Origin of the sequence: Microbulbifer sp. TB1203, assembly GCF_030997045.1 — a bacterium.
GTDB lineage: Bacteria > Pseudomonadota > Gammaproteobacteria > Pseudomonadales > Cellvibrionaceae > Microbulbifer.
In genome coordinates this window covers 856102-880302 of record NZ_CP116899.1, presented here as the reverse complement: position 1 = coordinate 880302, position 24201 = coordinate 856102, and the positions used below count along the sequence as shown (strand labels likewise).

Here is a 24201-nt window from a genome sequence, read left to right as displayed (position 1 = left end):
GGGAATGACTTCCCGGGGCCTTACTTCTTCTTTTTGCTGGGAGCAATCACCATGATCATCTGGCGGCCTTCCATTTTCGGCCGCTGCTCCACGGTGCCCAGCTCTTCCAGGTCTTTCTCGATGCGCTGCATCATTTCCATACCCAGCTCCTGGTGCGCCATTTCCCGGCCGCGGAAGCGCAGGGAAATCTTGGCCTTGTCCCCCGCCTCCAGGAAGCGGGTCAGGTTGCGCAGCTTGATCTGGTAGTCGCCGATATCGGTACCGGGACGAAACTTCATTTCTTTGATCTGCTGCTGCTTCTGTTTCTTCTTGGCAGCATTTTTGGCCTTTTTGGCCTCAAAAATGTGCTTTCCGTAGTCCATGATTTTACAGACTATCGGATCGGAGTCCGGCGCAATTTCAACGAGATCCAGATTGACTTTTTGCGCGGCCTCCAGCGCCTCTTCCAGGGTGACAATGCCCACCTGCTCGCCGTCGGCTCCAATCAGGCGCAGCTCTGACGCCTCAATCTGATCATTAATGCGGGCCTTTTTGGACCGTCCCTTGCTGCTGTCTCGTTTAATAACTATCGTCTCCGTCAATTTTCAGAAATAGACAAACGGCCGCGGCGATCCACGTCCCGGTCGAGGATCTCTAGGAATGACTCAAAAGTCATGGTTCCAAGGTCCTCACCGCTGCGTGTGCGCACGGCGACCGTTTGGCTCTCCACTTCCTTATCGCCGATCACCAGCAGATAAGGGACACGCTGTAGCGTGTGCTCGCGGATTTTAAAGCCGATCTTCTCGTTTCTCAAGTCGGCCGAGGCACGATATTGCAAAGCAGCGAGGCGGGCCTCCAGTTCGCGACAGTATCCGGCCTGCCGGTCAGTAATATTCAGCACCGCAACCTGCTGGGGCGCCAGCCAGGCGGGGAAAGCGCCCTCGTAGTGCTCGATCAGGATGCCGATAAAGCGCTCGAAGGAACCCAGCGCCGCCCGGTGCAACATCACCGGGGTCTGGCGGGAGCCGTCTTCCGCCACATACTGGGCGTCCAGGCGGCCCGGCATGGAGAAGTCCACCTGGATGGTGCCGCACTGCCACACCCGGCCCAGACAGTCCTTCAGGGAGAACTCGATCTTGGGGCCATAGAAGGCGCCCTCTCCCGGCAGCTCCTCCCAGGGCAGGCCAGCGGCGTCCAGGGCCTGGGCCAGGGCCTTCTCCGCCTTGTCCCAGCTCTCGTCGGAGCCCACCCGCTGTTCCGGGCGGGTGGACAGACGGTAGATAACCTCTTCGAAACCGAAATCCTTGTATACCGAGTGCAACAGGTCCATGAAATCGGATACTTCCGACTGGATCTGCCCTTCGGTACAGAAGATATGGCCGTCATCCTGCACGAAGCCGCGAACGCGCATCAGTCCGTGCAGGGAACCGGAGGGCTCACTGCGGTGGCAGGAGCCGAACTCCGCCAGGCGCAGGGGCAGATCGCGGTAGCTGCGCAGGCCCTGGTTGAATACCTGCACGTGGCAGGGGCAGTTCATCGGCTTGATCGCGAACTGGCGCTCCTCACTGGTGAGGGTGAACATGTCGTCGCCGAACTTGTCCGCGTGGCCGGATTTGCGCCAGAGAGAGAAATCCACCAGTTGCGGGGTCTTGATCTCTTTGTAGCCGTACTCGCGCTGGCGGCGGCGCATGTACTGCTCGATGGTGCTGTAGATAGTCCAGCCGTTCGGGTGCCAGAACACCATGCCCGGCGCCTCTTCCTGGATATGGAAGAGATCGTATTTCTTCGCCAGCTTGCGGTGGTCGCGCTTTTCCGCCTCCTCGATGCGGTGCAGGTAGGCCTTCAGGTCTTTCCTGTTGGCCCAAGCGGTACCGTAGACGCGGGTGAGCATCTCGTTGCTGGCGTCGCCGCGCCAGTAGGCGCCGGCCACCTTGGTCAGTTTGAACGCTTTCAGTTTGCCGGTGGAAGGCACGTGCGGGCCGCGGCACAGGTCCTCGAAGTCGCCCTGGCGATACAGGGAGATGTCCTGGTCACTGGGAATATCGGCGATGATTTTCGCCTTGTATTCCTCGCCCATATCGCGGAAGTACTTCACCGCTTCATCGCGCGGCATCAGTCGGCGGCTGACCGGAATATCTTCCTTCGCCAGCTCCTCCATACGCTGCTCGATTTTCTCCAGGTCCTCCGGAGTAAACTGGCGCTCGTAGGCGAAATCGTAATAGAAACCGTCCTCGATCACCGGGCCGATGGTGACCTGTGCACCGGGGTACAGCTGTTTCACCGCTTGGGCCAACAGGTGCGCGGTGGAATGGCGGATCACCTCCAGCCCTTCCGGCTGGCGGTCGGTAATAATTGCCAGTTCCGCGTCGCGATCGATCACATAGCTGGTGTCGACCTCTTTGCCGTCGACCACACCGGCAAGCGCTGCTTTGGCGAGACCGGGGCCGATATCGGCGGCGACTTCGTGGACGGAAACAGGTTTGGGGAATTCGCGACGGGAACCGTCGGGGAGAGTGACAACGGGCATTGTACTTCCTTTCTATCAGTGGCCGCCCCTACCAAAGGCAGCGTGAACATATGTTGTGAAGGCCCGGAGAGGCCGACAAAGCGGTGTATGGATGCACCGCCGCCGGCGTCAGCGCCGGCGCGAGCCCGGTAAAACCAGCAAAAATCACACTTTTTGCGCAGCTTTTGCCTGGGCGATCTTTGTAAATTGACAGGGATGTCAATTTACAAAGAGTAGGTAAATGGTAGACCCGAGCGGACTTGAACCGCTGACCTCTGCCATGTCAAGGCAGCGCTCTAACCAACTGAGCTACGGGTCTAAACCTTGCAACCCGGGAAGCCCGTGCTGCGAAGAGCGCGAACTTTAGCATCGGATTTTTGGGTTTTCAACAACTTGGTTTGATGTATGCAATCAGCGAGTCCGATCGCGGCCATGGGCGGATGGCCGCCCCGCCGCTCCTACAAGGTGGAATCGGACAAAACGACGGACGCTACGCGAAGGTCCTGATGCTGGGGGCTTTTTGCCAGACCTTTCACGGCCATGGATGGCCGTGGAGAGCGTACAGGGAAGTATTTAAGGGGGGCGCCCAGCCCGTGTCTGGCAAAAAGCCACCGGTAGCAGGGCCGCCACAGACGCCCAGTACGGAGGGCGGACCTGCGGCCCGCTTGCGGAGCTGGAGCTCCGCGGTCCCGGGCCCCCGGGGGGGCTACGGCTCTTCTTTCAGGCGGGTGATCTCGTCGCGGAGTTTGGCGGCGGCCTCGAATTCCAGGTTCTTGGCGTGTCCGTACATCTGCTCTTCCAACTCTTCGATACGCGCCCAGCGCTGCTGGTCGGTAAGCGGCTTGCGGTCCACTTTGTAGGCGCCCTTCCCTTCCGCCACCTTGCGGCGACCACGCGCCGGCACGCCCGGGGCGACGGCGCCTTCCATGATGTCCGCCACGCTCTTGCGGATGCCCTGAGGGGTGATGCCGTGGTCGGCGTTGAACTCCAATTGCTTCAGCCGCCGGCGCTCCGTCTCCTCCAGCGCGCGCTTCATTGAGTCGGTGACCCTGTCCGCGTAGAGAATGGCCCGCCCATGCAGGTTGCGCGCGGCGCGGCCGATGGTCTGGATCAGGGAGCGGTCGGAGCGCAGGAAGCCCTCCTTGTCCGCATCGAAGATGGCCACCAACGCCACTTCCGGCATATCCAGCCCCTCGCGCAGCAGGTTGATCCCCACCAGTACGTCGAACTCGCCGATGCGCAGGTCGCGGATAATCTCCACCCGCTCCACCGTATCGATATCCGAGTGCAGGTAGCGCACGCGTATACCGCTTTCGTCCAGGTATTCGGTAAGGTCCTCCGCCATGCGCTTGGTGAGCACTGTAATGAGTACCCGCTGGTCCGCATCCGTACAGCGATGGATTTCCGAGAGGACATCGTCCACCTGGGTCGACGCGGGGCGAATCTCCACTTGCGGGTCCACCAGGCCGGTGGGGCGCACCACCTGTTCCACCACCTGACCGGCGTGCTCTGCTTCGTAGGGGCCGGGAGTGGCGGAAACGAAGATAGCCTGCGGCGCCAGCTGCTCCCACTCCTCGAACTTGAGCGGGCGGTTGTCCAGCGCCGAGGGCAGGCGGAAACCGTATTCCACCAGCGTCTCCTTGCGCGAGCGGTCGCCGCGATACATGCCGCCGATCTGCGGCACGGTAACGTGACTCTCATCGATAAACAGCATCGCGTCGTCGGGCAAATAGTCGAACAACGTGGGCGGCGGCTGGCCGGGACCCCGGCCGGACAGGTAGCGGGAGTAATTCTCCACCCCGTTGCAGTAACCCAGCTCCTGCATCATTTCCAGGTCGTACTTGGTGCGCTGCTCCAGCCGCTGGGCCTCCAGCAGCTTGCCGTTGTCGCGCAGCTGCTTGAGGCGCTCGCGCAGCTCGTCCTTGATCTGGTCGATGGCGCTGACGATGGTCTCCCGCGGGGTCACGTAATGGGACTTGGGAAAGATGGTCACCCGCGGCACTTTTTTCAGCATTTCGCCGGTGAGCGGGTCGAACAGCGTGATCTCCTCGATCTCCTCGTCGAACAGGGACAGACGCACCGCCTCCATATCCGAGTCCGCCGGATAGATGTCGATCACGTCGCCGCGCACCCGATAGGTGGCGCGGCGGAAGTCGGTGTCGTTGCGGGTGTACTGGAGTTCCGCCAGGCGGCGCAGGATGGTGCGCTGGTCCACCAGGTCGCCGCGGTCCAGGTGCAGCACCATCTTCAGGTACTTGTCCGGGTCCCCGAGGCCGTAAATGGCGGACACAGTGGCTACCACGATCACATCGCGGCGCTCGATCAGCGCCTTGGTGGCGGACAGACGCATCTGCTCGATATGCTCGTTGACCGAGGCGTCCTTCTCGATAAAAGTGTCCGAGGAAGGGACATAGGCCTCCGGCTGGTAGTAGTCGTAATAGGAGACGAAGTACTCCACCGAGTTCCTGGGGAAAAACTCCCTGAACTCCCCGTACAACTGTGCCGCCAGGGTCTTGTTATGGGCCATCACAATGGCCGGCCGCTGTACCCGTTCGATGATGTTGGCCATGGTGAAGGTCTTGCCGGAGCCGGTCACACCCAGCAGGGTCTGGTGACTCAGGCCGTCTTCCACTCCCTCTACCAACGCCTCTATCGCGGCGGGCTGATCACCCGCCGGGCTGTAATTGCACACCACTTGAAACGGACGCGATTCCATAGTCTCCACCATTCTCCGGGCCAGTTCAGGATTGTAGGCACGGATATAAACGCTGACAAATCAATCAGTTAAAGCGAAAAAAAGGGGTTGACCTGCACCGGGGCCGTCTATAAGATACGCGCCATCTGAACGGCACTGGCCGCAAAGATATTCCGCCTTAGCTCAGTTGGTAGAGCAAATGACTGTTAATCATTGGGTCGCTGGTTCGAGCCCAGCAGGCGGAGCCAAACAGCAATAAAAAAGGGTCGCAGCAATGCGGCCCTTTTTTATTTTTGGCCAGTAAATTTTACCCACACTGGCCGGACGAGCAGCCCGGCCCCAACCAAAAACCACTAGCTGATCGTCCTGTCCTCCGCCACCGGCAGCCGTTTCACTTGTGCCGGACCCACGCTGCGCGTTGGTCCTTGCAGCCGCTGTTGGTTCCAGACTGTGTCCACCAGGCTGTGCTTGGGCATGTAATCCTTGACCGCCTCGGTCAGTGCGCGATGCACCCCCTCGCAGTCATGACGGCTGCAGGCGTCACGCAGTTCCCCCAGCAGGATTTGCAGCCGCTCACTGGAAAGCCGCTCCTCCTCCGCACGCATAATCATCGGGTGGTCGGTGCCGGAAACCTTATCCCCCAGCAGCAACTCCTCGTAGAGCTTCTCTCCCGGCCTCAGGCCGCTGATCTGGATCTCGATGTCCCCTTCGGGGTTCTCCTCGTCACGCACCGTGTGCCCCATGATGTGAATCAGTCGTCGGGCCAGATCGAAGATGCGCACCGGCTCGCCCATATCCAACACGAACACTTCGCCGTTGCGTCCCATACTGCCGGCCTGTAGCACCAGCTGGGCAGCTTCCGGTATGGTCATGAAATAACGGGTGACCTTGGGGTGGGTCACGGTGACCGGGCCGCCGGCGTTGATCTGGTCGGTAAACAGCGGGATCACCGAGCCGGAAGAGCCCAGTACATTGCCGAAGCGCACCATGCACACCCGGGTCTTGCCAAAACGACGGCCGAAATCCTGGCAGATGAGTTCCGCCAGGCGCTTGGTAGCCCCCATCACATTGGTGGGGCGGACCGCCTTGTCGGTGGAAACCAACACAAACTGCTCCACCTCGCAAGCCTCCGCCGCTTCCAACACCGAGAGCGTGCCGAGCACGTTGTTGTCCGCGCCCAGCACCACATTCTGCTCCACCAGCGGTACGTGCTTGTAGGCCGCGGCGTGGTAAATGGTCTGCACCCCGAAAGCCTGGATAATTTCTGCCATGCGGGCCCGATCGCGCACATCCCCCAAGAGCACGGTCACCGGCACCTGCAGTCCTTCATCCTGTTGCTGCTGGTAGAGTTCCCGCTCTATCTGGTAGAGGGAATACTCGGAAGTTTCCACCATCACCAGTTGCCTGGGGCTCCATTGCACTATCTGGCGACAGAGTTCCGAGCCGATGGAGCCACCGGCCCCGGTGACCAGCACCACCTTACCGCTGATGGACTCGGCTATCAGGGACTTCTGCGGTTCTACTGGCGCGCGGCCGAGAACGTTCTCGTAGATCTGAGACAAGTCGGAGGTGCGCCCGGCGCTGTCCACCAGCTCCTCCAGCCCGGGAATCACCTTTACCACCAGCCCCCGCTCGCGCAGGCTGCGGGTAATCTCCCGGCGGCGGCGCTTGGGAACGCCGGGCATGGCCAACAGCACTTCGGCAATATCCCGCTCGGCGACGATATCGAGAATATTGGCCGGGTTGTACACCAGCACGCCGTCGATCAGGGTGTTCTGTTTGGAGGCGTTGTCGTCGAAAAAGGCAACCGGCTTGTAGATTTCGCCGTGCACCAGCGCCTTGTAGAGCTGCAGCCCCGCGGTGCCGGCGCCGTAGATAGCCACCCGGGTTTTGTGGATCTCCAGCGCCATCTGGTAGTAGATGCGCACCAGCCAGCGGGAACCGCCCACGGCGATAAGCGCGAAACACCAGTAGATAACCGGAACGGAGCGGGGAACGCCCGCATAGGTGAGATAGGAAGCAACCGCCAGCACAACCGCCGAGGCAGTGACCCCCTGCAGAACGGCCACAATGGCCTGCTGGCCCATATAGCGGATCACTGTGCGGTAGAGCCCCAGGCGCATGAAGATAAAACTGCTGGAACCCAGAGTCAGCCCCAGGCAGATCAGCATCTCCATTTCCAGAGCCGGCGACAGGTCGTTGATCCGGATCGTCATGGCCACGAAAAATGCGCCGGCCAGCGCGAGCAGATCGTACAACAACATCAAAGCCGGCTTGTAGTGTTTCTGAGTTGTGCGTATGACGCGTTTCACTCCACCCCCTAAATTTTTTATTTCCTTGTCGCCGCCAGCGGCCGATCAACCCAGATCGAATAGCATCAACATCAGCGCCAGTATAGACGTGAACAGCATAAATCCCAGTTGCCGGTACAGAGTTCTCTTTACCCCGATACGGAGCGCGCTGCGCTGATAAAAATGTTCCCGGTGCGCTTCCCACCAGCGTTTACCCGCCGCCATGCGACGCAGCAATGTCACCGAGGCATCCAGCCAGAAGGGCGCAAAGATCACAACAGGTACAAGCAGATCGAAAACCCCCTGCTGCCAGCCGAACAGGCTCACCGCCACCGCCGCCAGACCGATGGCAGTGGAACCTGCGTCGCCCAGAAAAATATTTGCCGGAGGCCAGTTGTGGCGCAGGAACACCAGGGCGGTAACTACCAGCAAGGCACAGACGCCCGCCAGGTCTCCCTGCCCTCTCCATGCACAGATCAACCCCAGGGTGGCAAAACCCACGGCTGTCATACTGCCGGCCAGGCCGTCCATACCGTCCATAAAGTTGTAGAGATTGATCGTCCACACCCCCGCGACCACCAATAGCGGATACCACCACCAGGCCAGCGGCTGCGGCAGACCGACAACCACCAGTGCCACCGCCAGCAGGTGTACCGGTAGGCGAACCCGGGCGGAGACATGGCGCAGATCATCCAGCGCCGACACCGCCAACAGCAGTCCAAACCCGGCGAAAACCGATACTGGCAATACCGCCGGGCTCAACATCAGCGCCAGCGCACAGCCGGCCAGGAGGGCCCAGCCGCCGGTGCGGGGTACCGGCGCCTCGTGCAGGGAACGGTGATTGGGCAGATCCAGGGCCAGTTCGCGCATGCGCGAAAGCAACAGCGCCATCACCCCATAGCTTACCGCCGCCGCCAGCGGCACCAGAAAGAACCAGTTCCCGGGCAAACCGCTCACGAAACACCCCGCAAAAATTCGCTGTATCGCCCCTCGGCCCGCCAAGGGAGCGTGCTGCGCAAACGGGCGGCACTGTAGAGTTCACTCTGCTCCAATTCGAGCATCTTGTGCGCTATAGGCAGCCGGCGCAGGGGCCGCACTGGTGCCAGCAGCAGCCGCGTGAGCCAACCGCAGGCCCGGGTCCGCGCACCGCTGGCGGCAGAGGCGATGGCCGCCAGATCGTAAAAGCGCGGCTCCGCGGCGATAAATGTCTCCCGGTTGCAATCAGCCGCCTCCGCCACCAGCGCAATGGCCGCCAGCAGGTCCGACAGGCTGACAAAACTTCGGCAACCGCTGGCCGGCAGTGGTGCGAGACGCCCCCAGGTACGCAACAGCCCGCGCCAGCGCTGGGCGCGGGCTGCGGCAGAATCACCGCCGTAAACAGAGGCCGGGCGGATCAGGTTGAGTCTGCAGCGCACCGGCTCCGCGAGTAATTGCCGCTCCCCCAGCCACTTGCTGCGACCATAGACATCCGCCGCCGGAGTTCCGCTGTCCTCATTCGCCAGGACCCCCGCCGGCGGGCGCAGCGCCTTGACGCTGGAAAGGTATACAAATGACTCTGCGCCAGCGCTGTCAGCCGCGCGCAGCAGGGCTACCGGGCAATCACTGTTGAGCCAGCGCGCCAGATGTGGGTTGCGCTCGCAGTCGACGCGCCCGGCCAGGCCGGCCGCGTAAACAATCCGGTCTCCGGCACGGAAGAGCCCGGATAAATCGTTTTCGGGGAGGAGCGAGAAGGAGAGGTGTTCACAGCCCTCAGGGCCGCGAGGGGCGCGGGAGACGGACAACACCTCCTGCCCGACCGATACCAAGTAGCGGCATAGGGCTCCGCCGATAGTTCCAGTGCCGCCAATTACCACCCAACGCGCCATCTGTCTTTTCCGTGTGTTCTCTTGCCGCAATAATAACTGGCGGCGTTCCGCAGCGCTGCCAACTAGGCACGAGTTTCGTGCCGACCGGGGGTTTCCGCCGCGGCACACTCTATCAGTTTATTTCCCGTTTGTGGGTGCAATCGCATTAAGTGTCATTACACAAATGACTGTTTTTTAAGCAATTTCCGCGAGAATATCCCGTAGAGCAACCGCGGGCTCTGCCGCTGCAGTGATCGGGCGCCCGATCACAAGGTAATCGGCACCCCACTCCAGAGCCTGCTCCGGCGTGACAACGCGCCTCTGATCGTCGGCCGCAGAACCGCTCGGGCGTATCCCCGGTGTCACCAGGGTGAAATCGCCACCGCTGGCCGCGCGCAGCAATTGTGCCTCGCGAGCGGAGCAGACCACGCCGTCCAGGCCGCTACGCTGCGCCAGCTCTGCCAGTGCCAGCACCTGGTCCTGCAACGGCCGTGCCACACCGGTTTCCGCCAGTTCCTCCGGGGCGGTACTGGTCAACACCGTAACAGCGATCAACAGCGGCCTGCTCTCGCCGAACTCCTCCAGCGCCTTCATCGCCGCGCGCATCATCCGGCTGCCGCCGCTGGCGTGTACATTGACCATCCACACTCCCAGTTCCGCCGCAGCCCTGACCGCGGCGGCGACGGTATTCGGGATATCGTGAAACTTGAGGTCCAGAAAGACCTGGAAGTCCCGCGCCACCAGCTCCCTGACCAGCTGCGGTCCGGCGGCGGTGAACAGCTCCTTGCCCACCTTGACCCGACACAACGCCGGATCCAACTGGTCCGCCATTGCCAGTGCCGCATCGGCGTTATCGTAGTCCAGGGCGACGATTACTGGAGAAGAAACACGTGTTTGCAAAAAATATCTCTCTCTCAATGGTGCGCACGGCGCACCCTACACATTGATCATTGGTAACTGTTCATTGATCACTGATTATTCCCCCTCTACGCCCTTGACCGAGCGCACCGAATCCCAGTGCTTGCAACTGGGGCACAGCCAGTGCAGCTGGTTGCCGGAAAAACCGCAATTACTGCAGCGATAGTGGGGGCGACTGGCGATCAACTGGTCAATCAGGGTTTTCAACAGGGAAAGATTCTCCCGCGCGCGCCCCTCGGTGCTGTCGATATGCAGGTCGAGGAAGTGCCCCAGGCCGCGCAGCGACGGGCGCAGGGCCAGCTGCTTGCCCATAAAAGCCGCCGCTGCCGCCTCACTCTGACGTTGATGGATTCGCTCGGTCAGGGCGATCAGCACGCTGTTGGAGGGGTGTTCGCGCAGCAGGGTCTCCAGGTATTTATCGAGCCCCTTTTCGTCGCCCACCTCGCTGTAGCAGGTAATCAGCAGGTCGAGGGTTTCGGGAATATAATCCGGGCTCTGCCGCGGGATCCGCTGCAGTACCTTGATGGCTTCCTGCGGCCGGTTGAGCAGGTATTCCAGCCGGCCCCAGAGCAGGTTCGCGCGCACTGAATTGCGGTGGTATCCCAGTGCCGCGTCGATATGCTTGCGCGCGCTGAGGTAGTCTTTGCCATTGATCGCCTCCTCCGCCAGTTCGCAGCAGAAGTGGGCCTGGATCGGCGCCCACTCAGATGACAGTCGCTTGAAGCGCCGCCCGTGCAGCAGGTTGACCGCATGAATCGCCTTGGCCCACTCCCGCTCGTCCCGATACACCTCCACCAAGTGCTCCAGGCTGGTGTCGCGGAGTTCCGCTGAAGTCTCCACCAGCTCCTGCAGCAGGCGCTCGGCCCTGTCCAGCCAGCCGGCGGCAATATAGTCCCGGGCCAGTTCCAGCTGCGCCTTCTGCTGGCTGGCCCTGGGCAAACTGGGACGCGCCAGCAGGTTCTGGTGCACGCGGATAGCCTGGTCGTGCTCACCGCGCTTGCGCAACAGGTTGCCCAGGGCCAGGTGGGTATCGAAGGTGGCGCTGCTGACTTCCAGTGAGTCGATGAATTTGTCGATGGCGTCGTCGGGACGCTCGCTGAGCAGGTAGTTGAGCCCCTGGGCATAGGAGCGCGCCAGGGCCTGCTGCTTGTCACCGCAGTCCGCTTTCTTCCTGATACTCCTGCGCCCCAACAACCAGCCGATGGCAATGGCGGCGAGGAGAAAAAAGAAAAAGGCTAGATCGGCCAAGTTAGTCTCCGGACACCTGGCGGCGTACCGTGTAAAGTTCCCGTTCCAGGCGCTGCATTTGGCGCTCCAGTCCCCGCGCGCGGCGGCGCTCCGCATACAAGGGCAGCAGGCCGACGATAAACCCCAGCAGCACCCCGAACAACAGGAAACCGATCAACCAGAAACCCACACTGCCGGAGCGCAGCGCGTAGCCCCCGAGGCTGGGCGAGATGGTCTCGGGATTGTCCACCGCGAAGTAGATCCCGATGGCGATACAAAGGAGGGCGAGCAGCCCGTAGAAGAGACGCAACAGCCAGCGCAGGAATGACAAGGGAACCTCCATCTTCCGGAAGGTAAATCAATGGAAACAATTAAGGAACCTTTGAACAAGCTCCTCAATCATACTTGGCCTACCGTCTCATCGCGCATGCGCCGGTTGACTCTGTCGCGCAGCTCCTTACCCGGCTTGAAGTGGGGTACGTATTTGCCCGCCAGCGCCACTGCGTCTCCCGTCTTCGGGTTGCGGCCGGTACGCGGAGCGCGATAGTGCAGGGAGAAGCTGCCAAAACCGCGAATCTCGATGCGCTCTCCGCGCGCGAGAACCTCCGACATAGAATCCAACATCACCTTTACCGCCAGCTCCACGTCTTTCACCGGCAGTTGATCCAACCTCAACGCAATCCTTTCGATCAGTTCGGATTTGGTCATGCGCCCTGTCGCCTTATGTAAGTCATTGATTATTCTAGAGTAGAGCGGCAATCATCTAATAGAAAGCCGGACTGGGCAACCCCGGTCCGGCTTTCGGGTTGCCCCGGACAATCAACCCAGGGCCTTGATAACAAAGAATGTTTACTCTTTGTTGTTCATCTGCGCCTTGATCAGGTCGCCGATGGTAGCCGGCTGCATCTGCTCGGCCTGCTTCTTGGTGTGATCCTTGACCGCCTGCTTCTCGTCATCCTGGTCCTTGGCCTTGATGGACAGGCTGATCACGCGGTTCTTGCGATCCACGCTGGTGATCTTGGCTTCCACTTCCTCGCCTTCCTTCAGCGCGTTGCGGGCGTCTTCCACCTTGTCGCGGCTGATTTCAGAGGCGCGCAGAATACCTTCCACCTCGTCCGCCAGGGTGATGACCGCCTGCTTGGCGTCCACTTCCTTCACGGTGCCGGTCACGATGCTGCCGCGATCGTTGGTTGTCACGTAGTCGGAGAAGGGATCGGATTCCAGCTGCTTGACGCCCAGGGAGATACGCTCACGGTCGGAGTCGATGCCCAGGATAACAGTCTCGATTTCATCGCCTTTCTTGAACTTGCGTACGGCTTCTTCGCCAGCTTCGTTCCAGGAAATGTCGGACAGGTGAACCAGACCGTCGATGCTGCCGTCCAGGCCGATAAAGATACCGAAATCGGTGATGGACTTGATCTTGCCGGAGATCTTGTCGCCCTTGGCGTGCTTGCGTGCGAAGGCATCCCAGGGATTTTCCTGGCACTGCTTGATACCCAGGGAGATACGGCGGCGCTCTTCGTCGATATCCAGAATCATCACCTCGACCTCGTCGCCAACGTTGACAACTTTGGACGGATGGATGTTCTTGTTGGTCCAGTCCATTTCGGAGACGTGCACCAGGCCTTCGACACCCTCTTCCAGCTCGGCGAAGCAGCCGTAGTCGGTGAGGTTGGTTACCACAGCCTTCACGCGGCTGTTTTCCGGGTAGCGCTGCTTGATGGAGACCCAGGGGTCTTCGCCCAGTTGCTTCAGGCCCAGGGATACGCGCTGGCGCTCGCGGTCGAACTTGAGGACTTTCACGTCGATCTCGTCGCCGACATTCACGATCTCGCTCGGATGCTTGATGCGCTTCCAGGCCATGTCGGTGATGTGCAGCAGGCCGTCGATACCGCCCAGGTCCACAAAGGCGCCGTAGTCGGTCAGGTTCTTCACGATACCCTTGACGGTCATGCCTTCCTGCAGGCTGGCCAGCAGCGCTTCGCGCTCTTCGCTGTTCGCCGCTTCCATAACCGCACGGCGGGACACCACCACGTTGTTGCGCTTGGCATCCAGTTTGATGACCTTGAACTCGAGCTCTTTGCCTTCCAGGTGCGCGGTGTCGCGAACCGGACGCACATCTACCAGAGAGCCGGGCAGGAATGCGCGGATATTGGCCACGTCGACAGTGAAGCCGCCCTTGACCTTGCCGCTGATGACACCCTTGACCACTTCGTCGGCAGCGTGAGCTGCGTCGAGGATCTTCCAGGATTCGGCGCGCTTGGCCTTCTCGCGGGACAGACGGGTTTCACCGAAACCGTCTTCCACTGCTTCCAGGGCCACCTGGACTTCGTCGCCCACTTGCAGGTCGATCTCGCCCCTGTCGTTCATGAACTGGGCGGAGGGAATAACGCCTTCGGACTTCAGGCCGGCGTGTACTGTCACCCAGTCCTTGTCCACGTCGATCACCACACCGGTCACGATGGAACCGGGGGACATCTCTACGCTCTTCAGGCTCTCTTCGAAAAGTTCAGCAAAGCTCTCGCTCATTACATTACCTATATATGCGGGCCCGACCGGTGATGACTCAAACCTGAGCCGCTGGCTCAGGTTTTTAGTTTAGTCAACCGCCAGTCCGAACCCCACCGCGCTGCCAGCACGCGGGTCGGATTACAACAACGGCCGGGCGATTCTGGCTGACCCCGGCCGCTGTCGTTGAAAATTCTGTCTGTTGTGGCCTATGTGCGTTCGCGCACCAGCTGTAACACTCGCTGCAGGACACCGTCGATATCGATGCCCGTGCTGTCCAGCTCCACCGCGTCTTCCGCGGGAGCTAGGGGAGAGGCGGCGCGGTTTGTATCGCGCGCATCGCGGGCGCGGATGTCCTCCAGCAGGTCGCGGAGGCTAACAGAAACCCCCTTCTCCCGCAACTGTGCGAAGCGCCGCCGCGCGCGTTCCTCGGCGCTGGCAGTGAGGAATATCTTGACCGGGGCGTCGGGGAATACCGTGGTGCCCATATCCCGCCCGTCCGCCACCAGCCCGGGGGGCTGACGGAAGTCCCGCTGGCGCTGCAGCAGCGCGGCGCGCACTCCCGGCATGGCCGCAACTTTGGAGGCGGCCATACTGACCCGCTCCTGGCGGATATCGTCGGTCACATCCCGCCCCTCCAGCAGTGCTGCGGTTTTGCTATCGTGCAATTCGAAGCGGATATCCAGCCCGCCGGCAATCTCGGTGAGGGTGGCGTCGTCGGTCAGGTCCGCTTCGCGTTCCAGCGCCGCCAGCGCAGTGAGGCGGTAGAGAGCGCCGGAATCCAACAGGGCATAACCCAGCTTCTCTGCCAACAGCTTGGCGATGGTGCCTTTGCCGGAGCCGCTGGGGCCGTCGATGGTGATTACCGGGGGCTGTGTTCTGGTGTCGATCATAGATTACTTGTGCTGCCTGTCTTGTCTGGCGGGCCTAGGGCCCGCAAGCCGAGCTGGGGCTCGGCGCTCCCGGCTAACCGAGCTGCAAACGCAGTCCTGCACGGGTCGCCAACCCGGCAAAATCCGGGAAGGAGGTGGCCACATTGGCGCAGTGCAGTATGCGTATGGTATCGCGGGCGCGCAGGGACGCCACGGCAAAGGCCATGGCGATGCGGTGGTCGCCGAGGCTGTCCACGGTGCCGCCACCGAAGGCGGCGACCTCCCCCGCTCCCTGGATGACGATACCGTCCGGCGTCGGCTCAGCGTTGACACCGAGGATGTGCAGGCCGTCCGCCATGGCCTGGATACGGTCGCTCTCCTTGACCCGCAGCTCTTCCGCACCGGTCAGTACCGTCTCGCCCTCGGCGCAGGCGGCAGCAACAAAGATGGCCGGGAATTCGTCGATCGCCAGCGGCACCTGGTCCTCGGGGATACGGATGCCCTTCAGCGGCGCGTAGCGCACACGGATATCCGCCACTGGCTCACCGCCCACTTCGCGTTCGTTCTGCAATGTGATGTCCGCACCCATGGCACGCAGGATATTGATCACGCCGTCGCGGGTAGGGTTGATACCCACATGCTCCAGCAACACATCTGAACCGGGAGCGATGCTGGCCGCCACCATAAAGAAGGCCGCGGAGGAGATATCCGCCGGCACGTCAATTTTGCCTGCGGCCAGCCTGCCGCCGCCGCTCAGGCTGGCGCGGGCGCCATCCCTCTGAACTGAATAGCCGAAACCGGTGAGCATACGCTCGGTGTGATCGCGGGTCGGCGCCGGCTCGGTGGTGGAGGTCTCCCCCTCGGCGTAAAGGCCCGCGAGCAGCACACAGGATTTCACCTGCGCACTGGCCATCGGCAACTGGTAGTCAATGCCGTGTAGCTTGCGCGAACCTTTGATCTGCAGTGGCGGGCGGCCGTCCGGCCCCGTTTCGATCTCCGCGCCCATCTCCCTCAGCGGGTCGGCCACGCGGTTCATGGGGCGCTTGGACAGGGATTCATCGCCAGTGAGGGTCACGTCGAAGGACTGCCCGGCGAGCAGACCGGCAAGGAGGCGCATGGAGGTCCCTGAATTACCCAGGTACAGGGGACCCGGCGGCGTCTGCAGGCCGTGAAGGCCCACGCCGTGAATCACCACGCGGCCGTTCGCCGGTCCCTCGATCACCACACCCATGTCGCGAAACGCCTGCAGGGTGGCCAGGGCGTCCTCCCCTTCGAGGAATCCCTCCACCTCGGTCACACCCTCGGCGAGGGAGCCCAGCATAATGGAGCGGTGGGACATGGACTTGTCACCGGGAACCCGCAGGCTGCCTTCGACGGCACCGCCCGGCTGCGCGATAAAAGTAACTTCCTGTGTTTTCATAGATTCTGTGTACGCTTTTTTGGCCAACATTTTACTGAAATGATCCCGCGCCGCCTTGGCGCGGGTAAACACGCCCATCAGCTGGTCGCTGTCACCGGCGGCGATAGCGGCCCGCAGGGAGGACAGATTGGCGCTGTAGAGATCCACTGCCTTGAGAATGGCATCCCGGTTCGCCAGCATGATATCCCGCCACATCACCGGATCGCTGGAAGCGATGCGCGTGAAATCGCGAAAGCCCCCCGCAGCGTAGCGGAAAATGTTCTCGTTCTCGGCGTCGTGGGCCAGGGTGTCCACCAGGCCGAAGGCGATTACATGGGGCAGATGGCTGGTGGCGGCGAGCACCTCGTCGTGCTCTTCCACGGGCATATCCAGCACTTCAGCATTCACCGCCCGCCACAGTTGCCGGACGCGCCGCAAATGCTCCGGCCCGGTGTTCTCCAGCGGCGTGAGGATAATGCGGTGGGCGATATACAAATCGTCCCGCGCGGCGGCGACGCCACTCTGCTCGGACCCGGCGATGGGATGTCCGGGCACCAGGAAGTCCGGCACCTCGCCCCAGACCCTTTTAGCCGCCGCAACCACACTGCCCTTGACGCTGGCCCCGTCGGTTACCGTGACGCCAGCGGGCAGGTGTTCGCGCAGAATCCCGAACACCTCCTCCACCGCCAGGGTAGGCACGGCGACAAACACCAGGTCGCCGGGCCCCAATTCCGGCAGCACCTCGGTCAGCTCGGTAACGGCGCGATCGACAATTCCCAACTCCAGCGCCTGCTCACAGGTGCGCCGGTGACGCGCCACGCCGATCACCTCGCGGCAGGCACCGGCGGCTTTCAACGCCAGCGCGAGGCTGCCGCCGATCAGGCCGACGCCCACGACCACCAGCCGGCCAATCGCTCTGTCGGGCACTTACAATACCCCGCGCGGATAGGAACCCAATATCTTCATATCCGAAGCGCCGGCTCCCACCTCTTTAAGGGCTGCGGCGACATTTTCCGAATCCCGGTGGCCGACAAAGTCGATAAAGAATACATAGGTCCAGTTACCGGATTGCGACGGCCGCGTTTCCACCCGGGTGAGGTCGATCTTGTGGCGCTGGAAGGGCTCCAGCAGATCGTGCAGCGCGCCCGGCTCGTTGCGCATGGACACCATCAGCGAAGTCTTGTCGTCGCCGCTGGCCGGCACCGCCTGGGAGCCGATAATCAGGAAGCGGGTGGAGTTGTCCGGGCGATCCTCGATTTTCTCCGCCAGTACTTTCAGGCCGTAGAGTTCCGCCGCCATGTCGCCGGCGATGGCCGCCGCGTTCCACTCGCCCTTCACCCGCTTGGCGGCCTCCGCATTACTGGCCACCGCCACCCGCTCCACATTGGGGTAGTGGGAGTCCAGCCACTTGCGGCACTGGGCCAGGCTCTGGGCGTGGGAATAGATTCGGGTGATCGCGTCCGCGCGGGTGATATCGGAAATCATCAGGTGCTGGTGAATACGCAGCTCCACCTCGCCGCAGATCACCAGGTTCGAGGTCATGAAATTGTCCAGGGTGTGATTGATCACCCCCTCGGTGGAATTTTCCACCGGCACCACGCCGTAATTCACCGCGCCGGCTTCCACCTCGCGGAACACTTCGTCGATGGCCGCCAGCGGCCGGCACTGGGCGGAGTTGCCGAAATGCTTGAGCGCCGCCTGCTGGGTAAAGGTACCCTCCGGCCCCAGATAGGCCACCTTGACCGGCTCCTCCAGAGCCAGGCACGCGGACATGATCTCGCGGAACAGCCGCGCCATCTCCTCGTCGGTCAGCGGCCCCTGGTTGCGCTCCATGGCCTTGCGCAGCACCTGCGCCTCGCGTTCGGGGCGGTAGTAGAGAGCATCGCCGCCGGTGGCCTTTTTCACTTCCGCCACCTTCAGTGCGCACTCCGCCCGCTCGGAAATCAGACGGGCGATATCCCCGTCGATCTCGTCGATTCGGTCGCGCAATTCCAGCAGGCGTGGATCGATATTGTTCGATTGTTCAGACATCCAACCTGTTCCAATAGATAAATGGGCGGTCCTGCTGTCAGGACCTTTACAGCGAGGCTGCCGCTCAACCCAATGGCATCAGCCCACGCGTTTCTCAAAATCGGCCATAAAATTCACCAGCGCCTCAACCGCCTCCATCGGCACCGCATTGTAGAGCGAAGCGCGCATACCACCCACGGAGCGATGGCCTTTCAGGTTCAGCAGTCCGGCGGCCTCCGACTCCTGTAAAAACTGCTTGTCCAGCCGCTCGTCGGCCAGCACAAAGGGTATATTCATACGCGAGCGGCTGCCCTCGGCCACCGGACTGGAATAGAAATCGCTGCGGTCGATAAAGTCGTACAGCAGCGCGGACTTGCGCCAACTCAGTTCCGCCATGGCCGACACGCCCCCCTGCTCTTTCAGCCACTGGAACACCAGGCCGGAGAGATACCAGGCAAAAGTCGGCGGCGTATTATCCATGGAATGTGCATCCGCGGCGACTTTCCAGCTGAGGCTGCGGGGGATATCCGGCAGTGCCCGGTCCAGCAGATCGTCGCGCACTATGGCCACTGCAATGCCGGAAGGGCCGATATTTTTTTGCGCACCGGCGAAAATCACTCCGAAATTCTCCACCGGAATCGGCTGGGACAGAATACTGGAGGACATGTCCGCAACCAGCGGGCAACTCACTTCCGGCACATAACCGAACTCCACCCCGCCGATGGTTTCGTTGGGGACATAATGGAAATAGGCCGCGTCCTCGCTCTGCTGCCAGCTGTCCGCCGCCGGCGCATAGCTGAAATTGCGATCCTCGCTGGAGGCGACGATATTGACTTCGCCGTAGCGCCCGGCTTCCTCCATCGCCTTCTTCGCCCACTGCCCCGAGTGGATAAAATCGATTTTCTTTTGCCCGGCACCCAGCAGGTTCCAGGGCACGGCGCTGAACTGCGCAGTGGCACCACCCTGCAGAAACAGCACCTTGTAATTGTCCGGGATGGCGAGCAGGTGGCGCAGGTCCTGTTCCGCACGCGCGGCCACGGCTTCAAATTCCGGCGAGCGGTGGCTCACCTCCATCACCGAGCAGCCGTACCCGTCCCAGTCCAGTAATTCCTCCTGGGCCTTACGCAGTACCGGTTCGGGCAGTGCGGCGGGGCCGGAGCAGAAATTGTATTTTCTCATTGCAAATTTACACCTGCGAATAAAACAACAATCGTGATGCGAAGACCCTGTTGCCGGTGGCTTGCGGGACATTGACTCGGGTCATCCTTGGCCCTCGCCCTTCGGGCGCCCTGGGCGTCCAAAACGGCAGTCCTGCCGTTTTGTCTGCGGCCATGGATGGCCGCGGAGAGCGTACAGGGACATATTTAAGGGGGGCGCCCAGCCCGTGTCCGGCAAACAGCCACCGGTAGCAGGGCCGCCAATAAGCCCACTTGCTGGTACTCAGCGCCAGATGATGGGCACGCTACGCTTTGCCCATCCTACAGAAATTTACAAACCGCCAGGGACCGCCCAAAAAAGGCCGCGTTGCAACGCAGCCTTTTTGCAAGTATTGGAAAGGAATTATTCCTCTTCCCCTTCAGCTTCCTCGCTCTCCTGAATACGGGCCAGCCCCACCAGGTGCTCCCCTTCCTTCAAGCGGATCACCCGCACACCCTGGGTGTTGCGACTCAGGACAGATACCTCGTCCACGCGGGTGCGCACCAGGGTACCCTGATCGGAAATCAACATGATTTCCTCGCCCGGGTGCACCTGGCAGGCACCCACCAGTTCGCCGTTGCGCTCGCTCTCCGCCATGGCGATTACGCCCTGGGTGCCGCGGCCCTTGGTGGGGAAATCCTCGATGGCAGTGCGCTTGCCGTAGCCGTTTTCGGTCACGGTCATCACCGCGCCGCCCTCTTCCGGGATCACCATGGCGATCACCTGCTTGCCCTCGGCCATGCGGATACCGCGCACACCGCGGGACACGCGGCCCATCGAGCGCACATTGCTCTCGGAGAAGCGCGCCGCCTTGCCGGCGCTGGTAAACAGCACCACATCGCGCTCGCCGTCGGTGATCGCAGTGGCCACCAGGCGATCGCCCTCCTCCAGTTCTATCGCGCGCAGGCCCACGCTGCGCGGACGGGAGAAGGCAGTCAGCGGGGTTTTCTTCACCGTGCCGTTGGCGGTGGCGAAGAAGATAAAGTGGTTCTCGTCGTATTCAGACACCGGCAGCATGCTGCTGATCCGCTCGTCCGCCTCCAGCGGAAGCATATTGACCATCGGCCGACCGCGGGAAGCGCGGCCGGCGGTGGGCACTTCGTAAACCTTCAGCCAGTACACCTTTCCTTTATTGGAGAAACACAGAATGGTGTCGTGCGAATTGGCAATCAACAGGTGCTCGACGAAATCCTCGTCCTTCACCTGGGTGGCGGACTTGCCCATGCCGCCGCGGCGCTGGGCCTGGTAATCCGCCAGCGGCTGGCTCTTGGCGTAGCCGCCGTGGGAGATGGTCACCACCTTGTCCTCCGGGGTAATCAGGTCCTCCACGGTGAGATCCAGGCGGGAGGCGACGATGTCGGTGCGGCGCGCATCGCCGAACTCTTTCTCCAGAGTCTCCAGCTCTTCGCGGATCACCTGCATCAGGCGCTCGAAACTGCCGAGAATATGCAGGTAGCCGGCGATCTGCTCCAGGCGCTCGCTGTATTCGGCGAGCAGCTTGTCGTGCTCCATGCCGGTCAGGCGGTGCAGGCGTAACTCCAGGATCGCCTGGGCCTGGGCCGGGGAAAGATAATACTTTTTACCTTCCTGGCCGCCGGCGCCACCGTCGCGCAGGCCGTACTCCGCGGGCAGGTCGTCCGGGCGGCAGGCGTCGGCGCCCGCGCGCTCCAGGAACTGCTGCACCTCGCCCACCGGCCAGCCCTTGGCGAGCAGCGCCTCCCGGGCATCTGTCGGTGTTGACGAGGCCTTGATCAATTCGATCACCGGGTCGATATTGGCGATGGCGATGGCCAGGCCTTCAAGAAGATGTCCCCGCTCGCGGGCCTTGCGCAGCAGGTAGACGGTCCGACGGGTAACCACCTCCTGGCGGTGGCGAACAAAGTACTCCAGCAGTTGCTTGAGGTTCAGCACCTTGGGCTGGCCGTCCACCAGCGCCACCATATTGATACCGAACACATTCTCCAGTTGGGTCTGGGAATAGAGGTTGTTGAGCACCACATCCCCCAGCTCACCGCGCTTCAGCTCGATCACCACTCGCAGGCCGTCCTTGTCGGACTCGTCGCGCAGCTCGGAGATACCCTCGATCTTCTTCTCCTTCACCAGCTCGGCGATGCGCTCGATCAGGCGCGCCTTGTTCAGCTGGTAGGGGATCTCGGTGATGATAATGGTCTCGCGATTGGTCTTGTCATCGCGAATCACATCCGCCTTGGCGCGCACATAGATGCGCCCGCGGCCGGTGCGGTAGGCCATCAGGATACCGGCGCGGCCGTTGATGGTGGCACCGGTGGGGAAGTCAGGCCCGGGGATATACTCCATCAGTTCGTCGATGGACAACTCCGGGTTGTCGATCAGCGCCAGGCAGCCGCGCACCACCTCGCTCATATTGTGCGGCGGTATGTTGGTGGCCATGCCCACGGCGATACCGGAGGAGCCATTCACCAGCAGGTTGGGCACCCGCGACGGCAACACTTCCGGCATCCGCTCGGAGCCGTCGTAGTTGTCGATAAAGTTGACGGTCTCCTTGTCCAGGTCCGACAGTAGCTCGTGGGCCAGCTTGTCCATGCGGATTTCGGTGTAACGCATGGCCGCCGGGCTGTCGCCGTCGATGGAGCCGAAGTTCCCCTGGCCGTCCACCAGCATGTAGCGCAGGGAGAAAGGCTGGGCCATACGCACGATGGTGTCGTACACCGCGGTATCCCCATGGGGATGGTATTTACCGATTACGTCGCCCACGACGCGTGCGGATTTTTTGTACGGTTTGTTCCAGTCGTTCTTGAGTTCGTTCATGGCGAAGAGCACGCGCCGGTGCACCGGCTTCAGGCCGTCGCGCACATCCGGCAGCGCCCGGCCCACAATCACGCTCATCGCATAGTCTAGATAGGACTGCTTGAGTTCTTCTTCGATATTGATCGGAGAGATTTCTTTGGCTAATTCGCCCATGGTCTACGGCGTTCCTTTTTATAACGCGGGCCCTGTACCGGGGCCGGATAAGCGGGCGATTCTACCACAGTTTCGGGGCTCAGCAGCACGCTGTAGCGGGCTTCCAGGCGGCCCTGCTGCCGATGGCCTTTGCCAGACACGGGCTAGGCGCCCCCCTGTGAATACATCCTTGTACGCTCTCCACTGCCATCCATGGCCGTAACAAAACGGCAGGACTGCCGTTTTGGACGCCGAAGGCGCCCGAAGGGCGAGCGGTTCGGCGCTCCGAGCCAAAGATGGCCCGAGTCAACGCCCTGCAAAAGGCCACCGGCATCAGCGCCTTCGCTTCAAACTCCAACATTCCTTTCATCACGGACATTCGGGTCTTGGAGAATGGACTGGTATCATCCGGCAATCGTTAAACATTACTCCTACATCCACATGATCGACTCACTGATACACGCCCGCTGGGTTATTCCCGTCATCCCAGAACAAAAAGTGTTCGAAAATTGTTCGCTTGCAATCGACGGGGGAAAGATTCTCGCCCTTCTGCCCTCGGCGGAGGCCTCTGAGCGCTACCGGGCTAAAGAAGAGATCCGCCTGGACCGCCACGCGCTGATTCCCGGACTGATCAATACCCACACCCACGCCGCCATGACCCTGCTGCGCGGCCTGGCTGACGATCGCCCGCTGATGGAGTGGCTGGAGCAGCATATCTGGCCCGCCGAACAGAAATGGGTGGACCCGGAATTCGCCGCCGACGGCAGCCGGCTGGCAATGGCGGAAATGCTCAGGAGCGGCACCACCACCTTCTCCGACCAGTACTTCTTCCCCGAAGCCACCGCCGCAGCGGCGCGGGAAGCGGGCATGCGTGCGCAGATCGCCTTTCCGGTGATCGATTTCCCCACTCCCTGGAGCCGCAACGGCGACGACGCATTGGAAAAGGGCCTGGCCCTGCGCGATGACTACCGGGCCCACGAGCGCATCGGCGTGGTCTTCGCGCCCCACGCCCCCTACACCGTGGGCGACGCCACCCTGGAGAAGATCGCCATCTACGCCGCGGAACTGCAGGTGCCGGTACAGATGCACCTGCACGAAACCGCCGGCGAAGTGGAGCGCGCACTGGCGGAAACCGGCGAGCGCCCCACCGAGCGGCTGCAGCGCCTGGGCCTGCTCGGGCCCCAGACCCTGTGCGTACATATGACCGCAGTGAACGAGCGGGACATCGAGCTTTTGCGGGAGAGCGGCGCCCACGTGGCCCACTGCCCCAAATCCAACCTCAAGCTCGCCTCCGGCTTCTGCCCGGTAGACCGGCTGCTCGCCGCCGGGGTGAATGTGGCCCTGGGCACCGACGGCGCCGCCAGCAACAACGGCCTGGATCTGTTCTCCGAAGCCGGCACCGCCGCCCTGTTGGCCAAGGCGACAAGTGGCGACGCCTCCGCCCTGCCCGCCCATCGGGCCCTGGCCATGGCCACCATCAATGGCGCGCGCGCCCTGGGTATCGAGGACACCGCCGGCAGCCTGGAAGTGGGCAAGAGCGCGGACCTGGCGGCGGTGGACCTCAGCGCCCTGGAGCAGCAGCCCCTGCACGACCCGGTGTCACAGTTGATCTATACCAACTGTGGACAACGGGTCACGGATGTCTGGGTGGCGGGCCGACGGCTGCTGAAGGGCCGCCAGTTGCAGACCCTCAACGAAGTGGAGCTGGTCCAGCGGGCTCGGGAGTGGCGTGATAGAATTGCGGGCCTTGCTTGAAGAGGACCCGGCACAAGCCAGATGCGAAAGCGCAGCCGCCCGGGACTGTCATCCGAGCACCAAAAGGCCGAACGAAGTAAC

Annotated in this window: 17 protein-coding genes and 2 tRNA genes; 2 read left to right on the top strand and 17 right to left on the bottom strand. The window is 62.0% G+C overall.

Annotated elements, in window-relative coordinates; genetic code table 11:
• Positions 1–20: 20 nt before the first annotated feature.
• From infC to uvrB, 4 genes are all read right to left on the bottom strand, one after another.
• Positions 21–563 carry a translation initiation factor IF-3 gene (gene infC / locus PP263_RS03780; protein ID WP_183457833.1) on the bottom strand — a complete coding sequence of 181 codons (543 nt, stop codon included), beginning with the start codon at positions 561–563 and terminating at the stop codon, positions 21–23.
• A gap of 14 nt (positions 564–577) precedes the next feature.
• Positions 578–2506 (bottom strand): threonine--tRNA ligase, encoded by a 1929-nt coding sequence (gene thrS / locus PP263_RS03775; protein ID WP_308367041.1) that lies wholly within the window; start codon positions 2504–2506, stop codon positions 578–580.
• Between the two features lie 221 nt (positions 2507–2727).
• A tRNA-Val gene (locus tag PP263_RS03770) sits at positions 2728–2804 on the bottom strand.
• 387 nt (positions 2805–3191) lie between these two features.
• On the bottom strand, positions 3192–5201 hold the full coding sequence (gene uvrB / locus PP263_RS03765; protein ID WP_374693694.1) for an excinuclease ABC subunit UvrB: 2010 nt from the start codon (positions 5199–5201) through the stop codon (positions 3192–3194).
• A 151-nt stretch (positions 5202–5352) separates the two neighbouring features.
• On the opposite strand from uvrB, the gene PP263_RS03760 reads away from it, so the two are divergent.
• Positions 5353–5428 (top strand) — tRNA-Asn (locus PP263_RS03760).
• Positions 5429–5533: 105 nt separating this feature from the next.
• On the opposite strand, the gene PP263_RS03755 is transcribed toward PP263_RS03760, so the two are convergent.
• From PP263_RS03755 to gyrA, 13 genes are all read right to left on the bottom strand, one after another.
• Positions 5534–7492 carry a nucleoside-diphosphate sugar epimerase/dehydratase gene (locus PP263_RS03755; protein ID WP_308367039.1) on the bottom strand — a complete coding sequence of 653 codons (1959 nt, stop codon included), beginning with the start codon at positions 7490–7492 and terminating at the stop codon, positions 5534–5536.
• Positions 7493–7537: 45 nt separating this feature from the next.
• Positions 7538–8428 carry a glycosyltransferase family 4 protein gene (locus PP263_RS03750; protein ID WP_308367037.1) on the bottom strand — a complete coding sequence of 297 codons (891 nt, stop codon included), beginning with the start codon at positions 8426–8428 and terminating at the stop codon, positions 7538–7540.
• On the bottom strand, positions 8425–9336 hold the full coding sequence (locus PP263_RS03745; protein WP_308367036.1) for an NAD-dependent epimerase/dehydratase family protein: 912 nt from the start codon (positions 9334–9336) through the stop codon (positions 8425–8427). The genes PP263_RS03750 and PP263_RS03745 overlap by 4 nt, the downstream gene beginning before the upstream one ends.
• Positions 9337–9510: 174 nt before the next feature.
• Positions 9511–10215: an orotidine-5'-phosphate decarboxylase gene (gene pyrF, locus PP263_RS03740; protein ID WP_308367035.1), complete on the bottom strand. Its 705-nt coding sequence runs from the start codon at positions 10213–10215 to the stop codon at positions 9511–9513.
• A gap of 75 nt (positions 10216–10290) precedes the next feature.
• Positions 10291–11481: a lipopolysaccharide assembly protein LapB gene (lapB, locus tag PP263_RS03735; RefSeq protein WP_308367034.1), complete on the bottom strand. Its 1191-nt coding sequence runs from the start codon at positions 11479–11481 to the stop codon at positions 10291–10293.
• A 1-nt stretch (position 11482) separates the two neighbouring features.
• Positions 11483–11791, bottom strand: coding sequence for a LapA family protein (locus PP263_RS03730; RefSeq protein WP_308367033.1), 309 nt, complete (start codon positions 11789–11791; stop codon positions 11483–11485).
• 68 nt (positions 11792–11859) lie between these two features.
• Positions 11860–12168, bottom strand: coding sequence for an integration host factor subunit beta (gene ihfB / locus PP263_RS03725; RefSeq protein ID WP_308367032.1), 309 nt, complete (start codon positions 12166–12168; stop codon positions 11860–11862).
• Between the two features lie 141 nt (positions 12169–12309).
• Positions 12310–13989, bottom strand: a complete 1680-nt coding sequence (gene rpsA, locus PP263_RS03720; RefSeq protein ID WP_308367031.1) for a 30S ribosomal protein S1 — start codon at positions 13987–13989, stop codon at positions 12310–12312.
• 188 nt (positions 13990–14177) lie between these two features.
• Complete coding sequence (gene cmk, locus PP263_RS03715; RefSeq protein ID WP_308367030.1) at positions 14178–14861, bottom strand: (d)CMP kinase; 684 nt, start codon at positions 14859–14861, stop codon at positions 14178–14180.
• A gap of 73 nt (positions 14862–14934) precedes the next feature.
• Positions 14935–17166 carry a bifunctional prephenate dehydrogenase/3-phosphoshikimate 1-carboxyvinyltransferase gene (locus PP263_RS03710; RefSeq protein WP_308367029.1) on the bottom strand — a complete coding sequence of 744 codons (2232 nt, stop codon included), beginning with the start codon at positions 17164–17166 and terminating at the stop codon, positions 14935–14937.
• On the bottom strand, positions 17167–18270 hold the full coding sequence (pheA, locus tag PP263_RS03705; RefSeq protein ID WP_308367028.1) for a prephenate dehydratase: 1104 nt from the start codon (positions 18268–18270) through the stop codon (positions 17167–17169).
• A 78-nt stretch (positions 18271–18348) separates the two neighbouring features.
• A complete protein-coding gene (serC, locus tag PP263_RS03700; protein ID WP_308367027.1) occupies positions 18349–19428 on the bottom strand; it encodes a 3-phosphoserine/phosphohydroxythreonine transaminase in 1080 nt (359 codons plus the stop codon).
• A gap of 381 nt (positions 19429–19809) precedes the next feature.
• Positions 19810–22386 (bottom strand): DNA gyrase subunit A, encoded by a 2577-nt coding sequence (gene gyrA, locus PP263_RS03695; protein WP_308367026.1) that lies wholly within the window; start codon positions 22384–22386, stop codon positions 19810–19812.
• Positions 22387–22758: 372 nt separating this feature from the next.
• Between gyrA and PP263_RS03690 the strand changes: the two genes are divergently transcribed.
• Entirely contained in the window at positions 22759–24120 is a 1362-nt protein-coding gene (locus PP263_RS03690; protein WP_374693693.1) for a TRZ/ATZ family hydrolase, read from the top strand.
• The last annotated feature ends 81 nt before the right edge of the window (positions 24121–24201 follow it).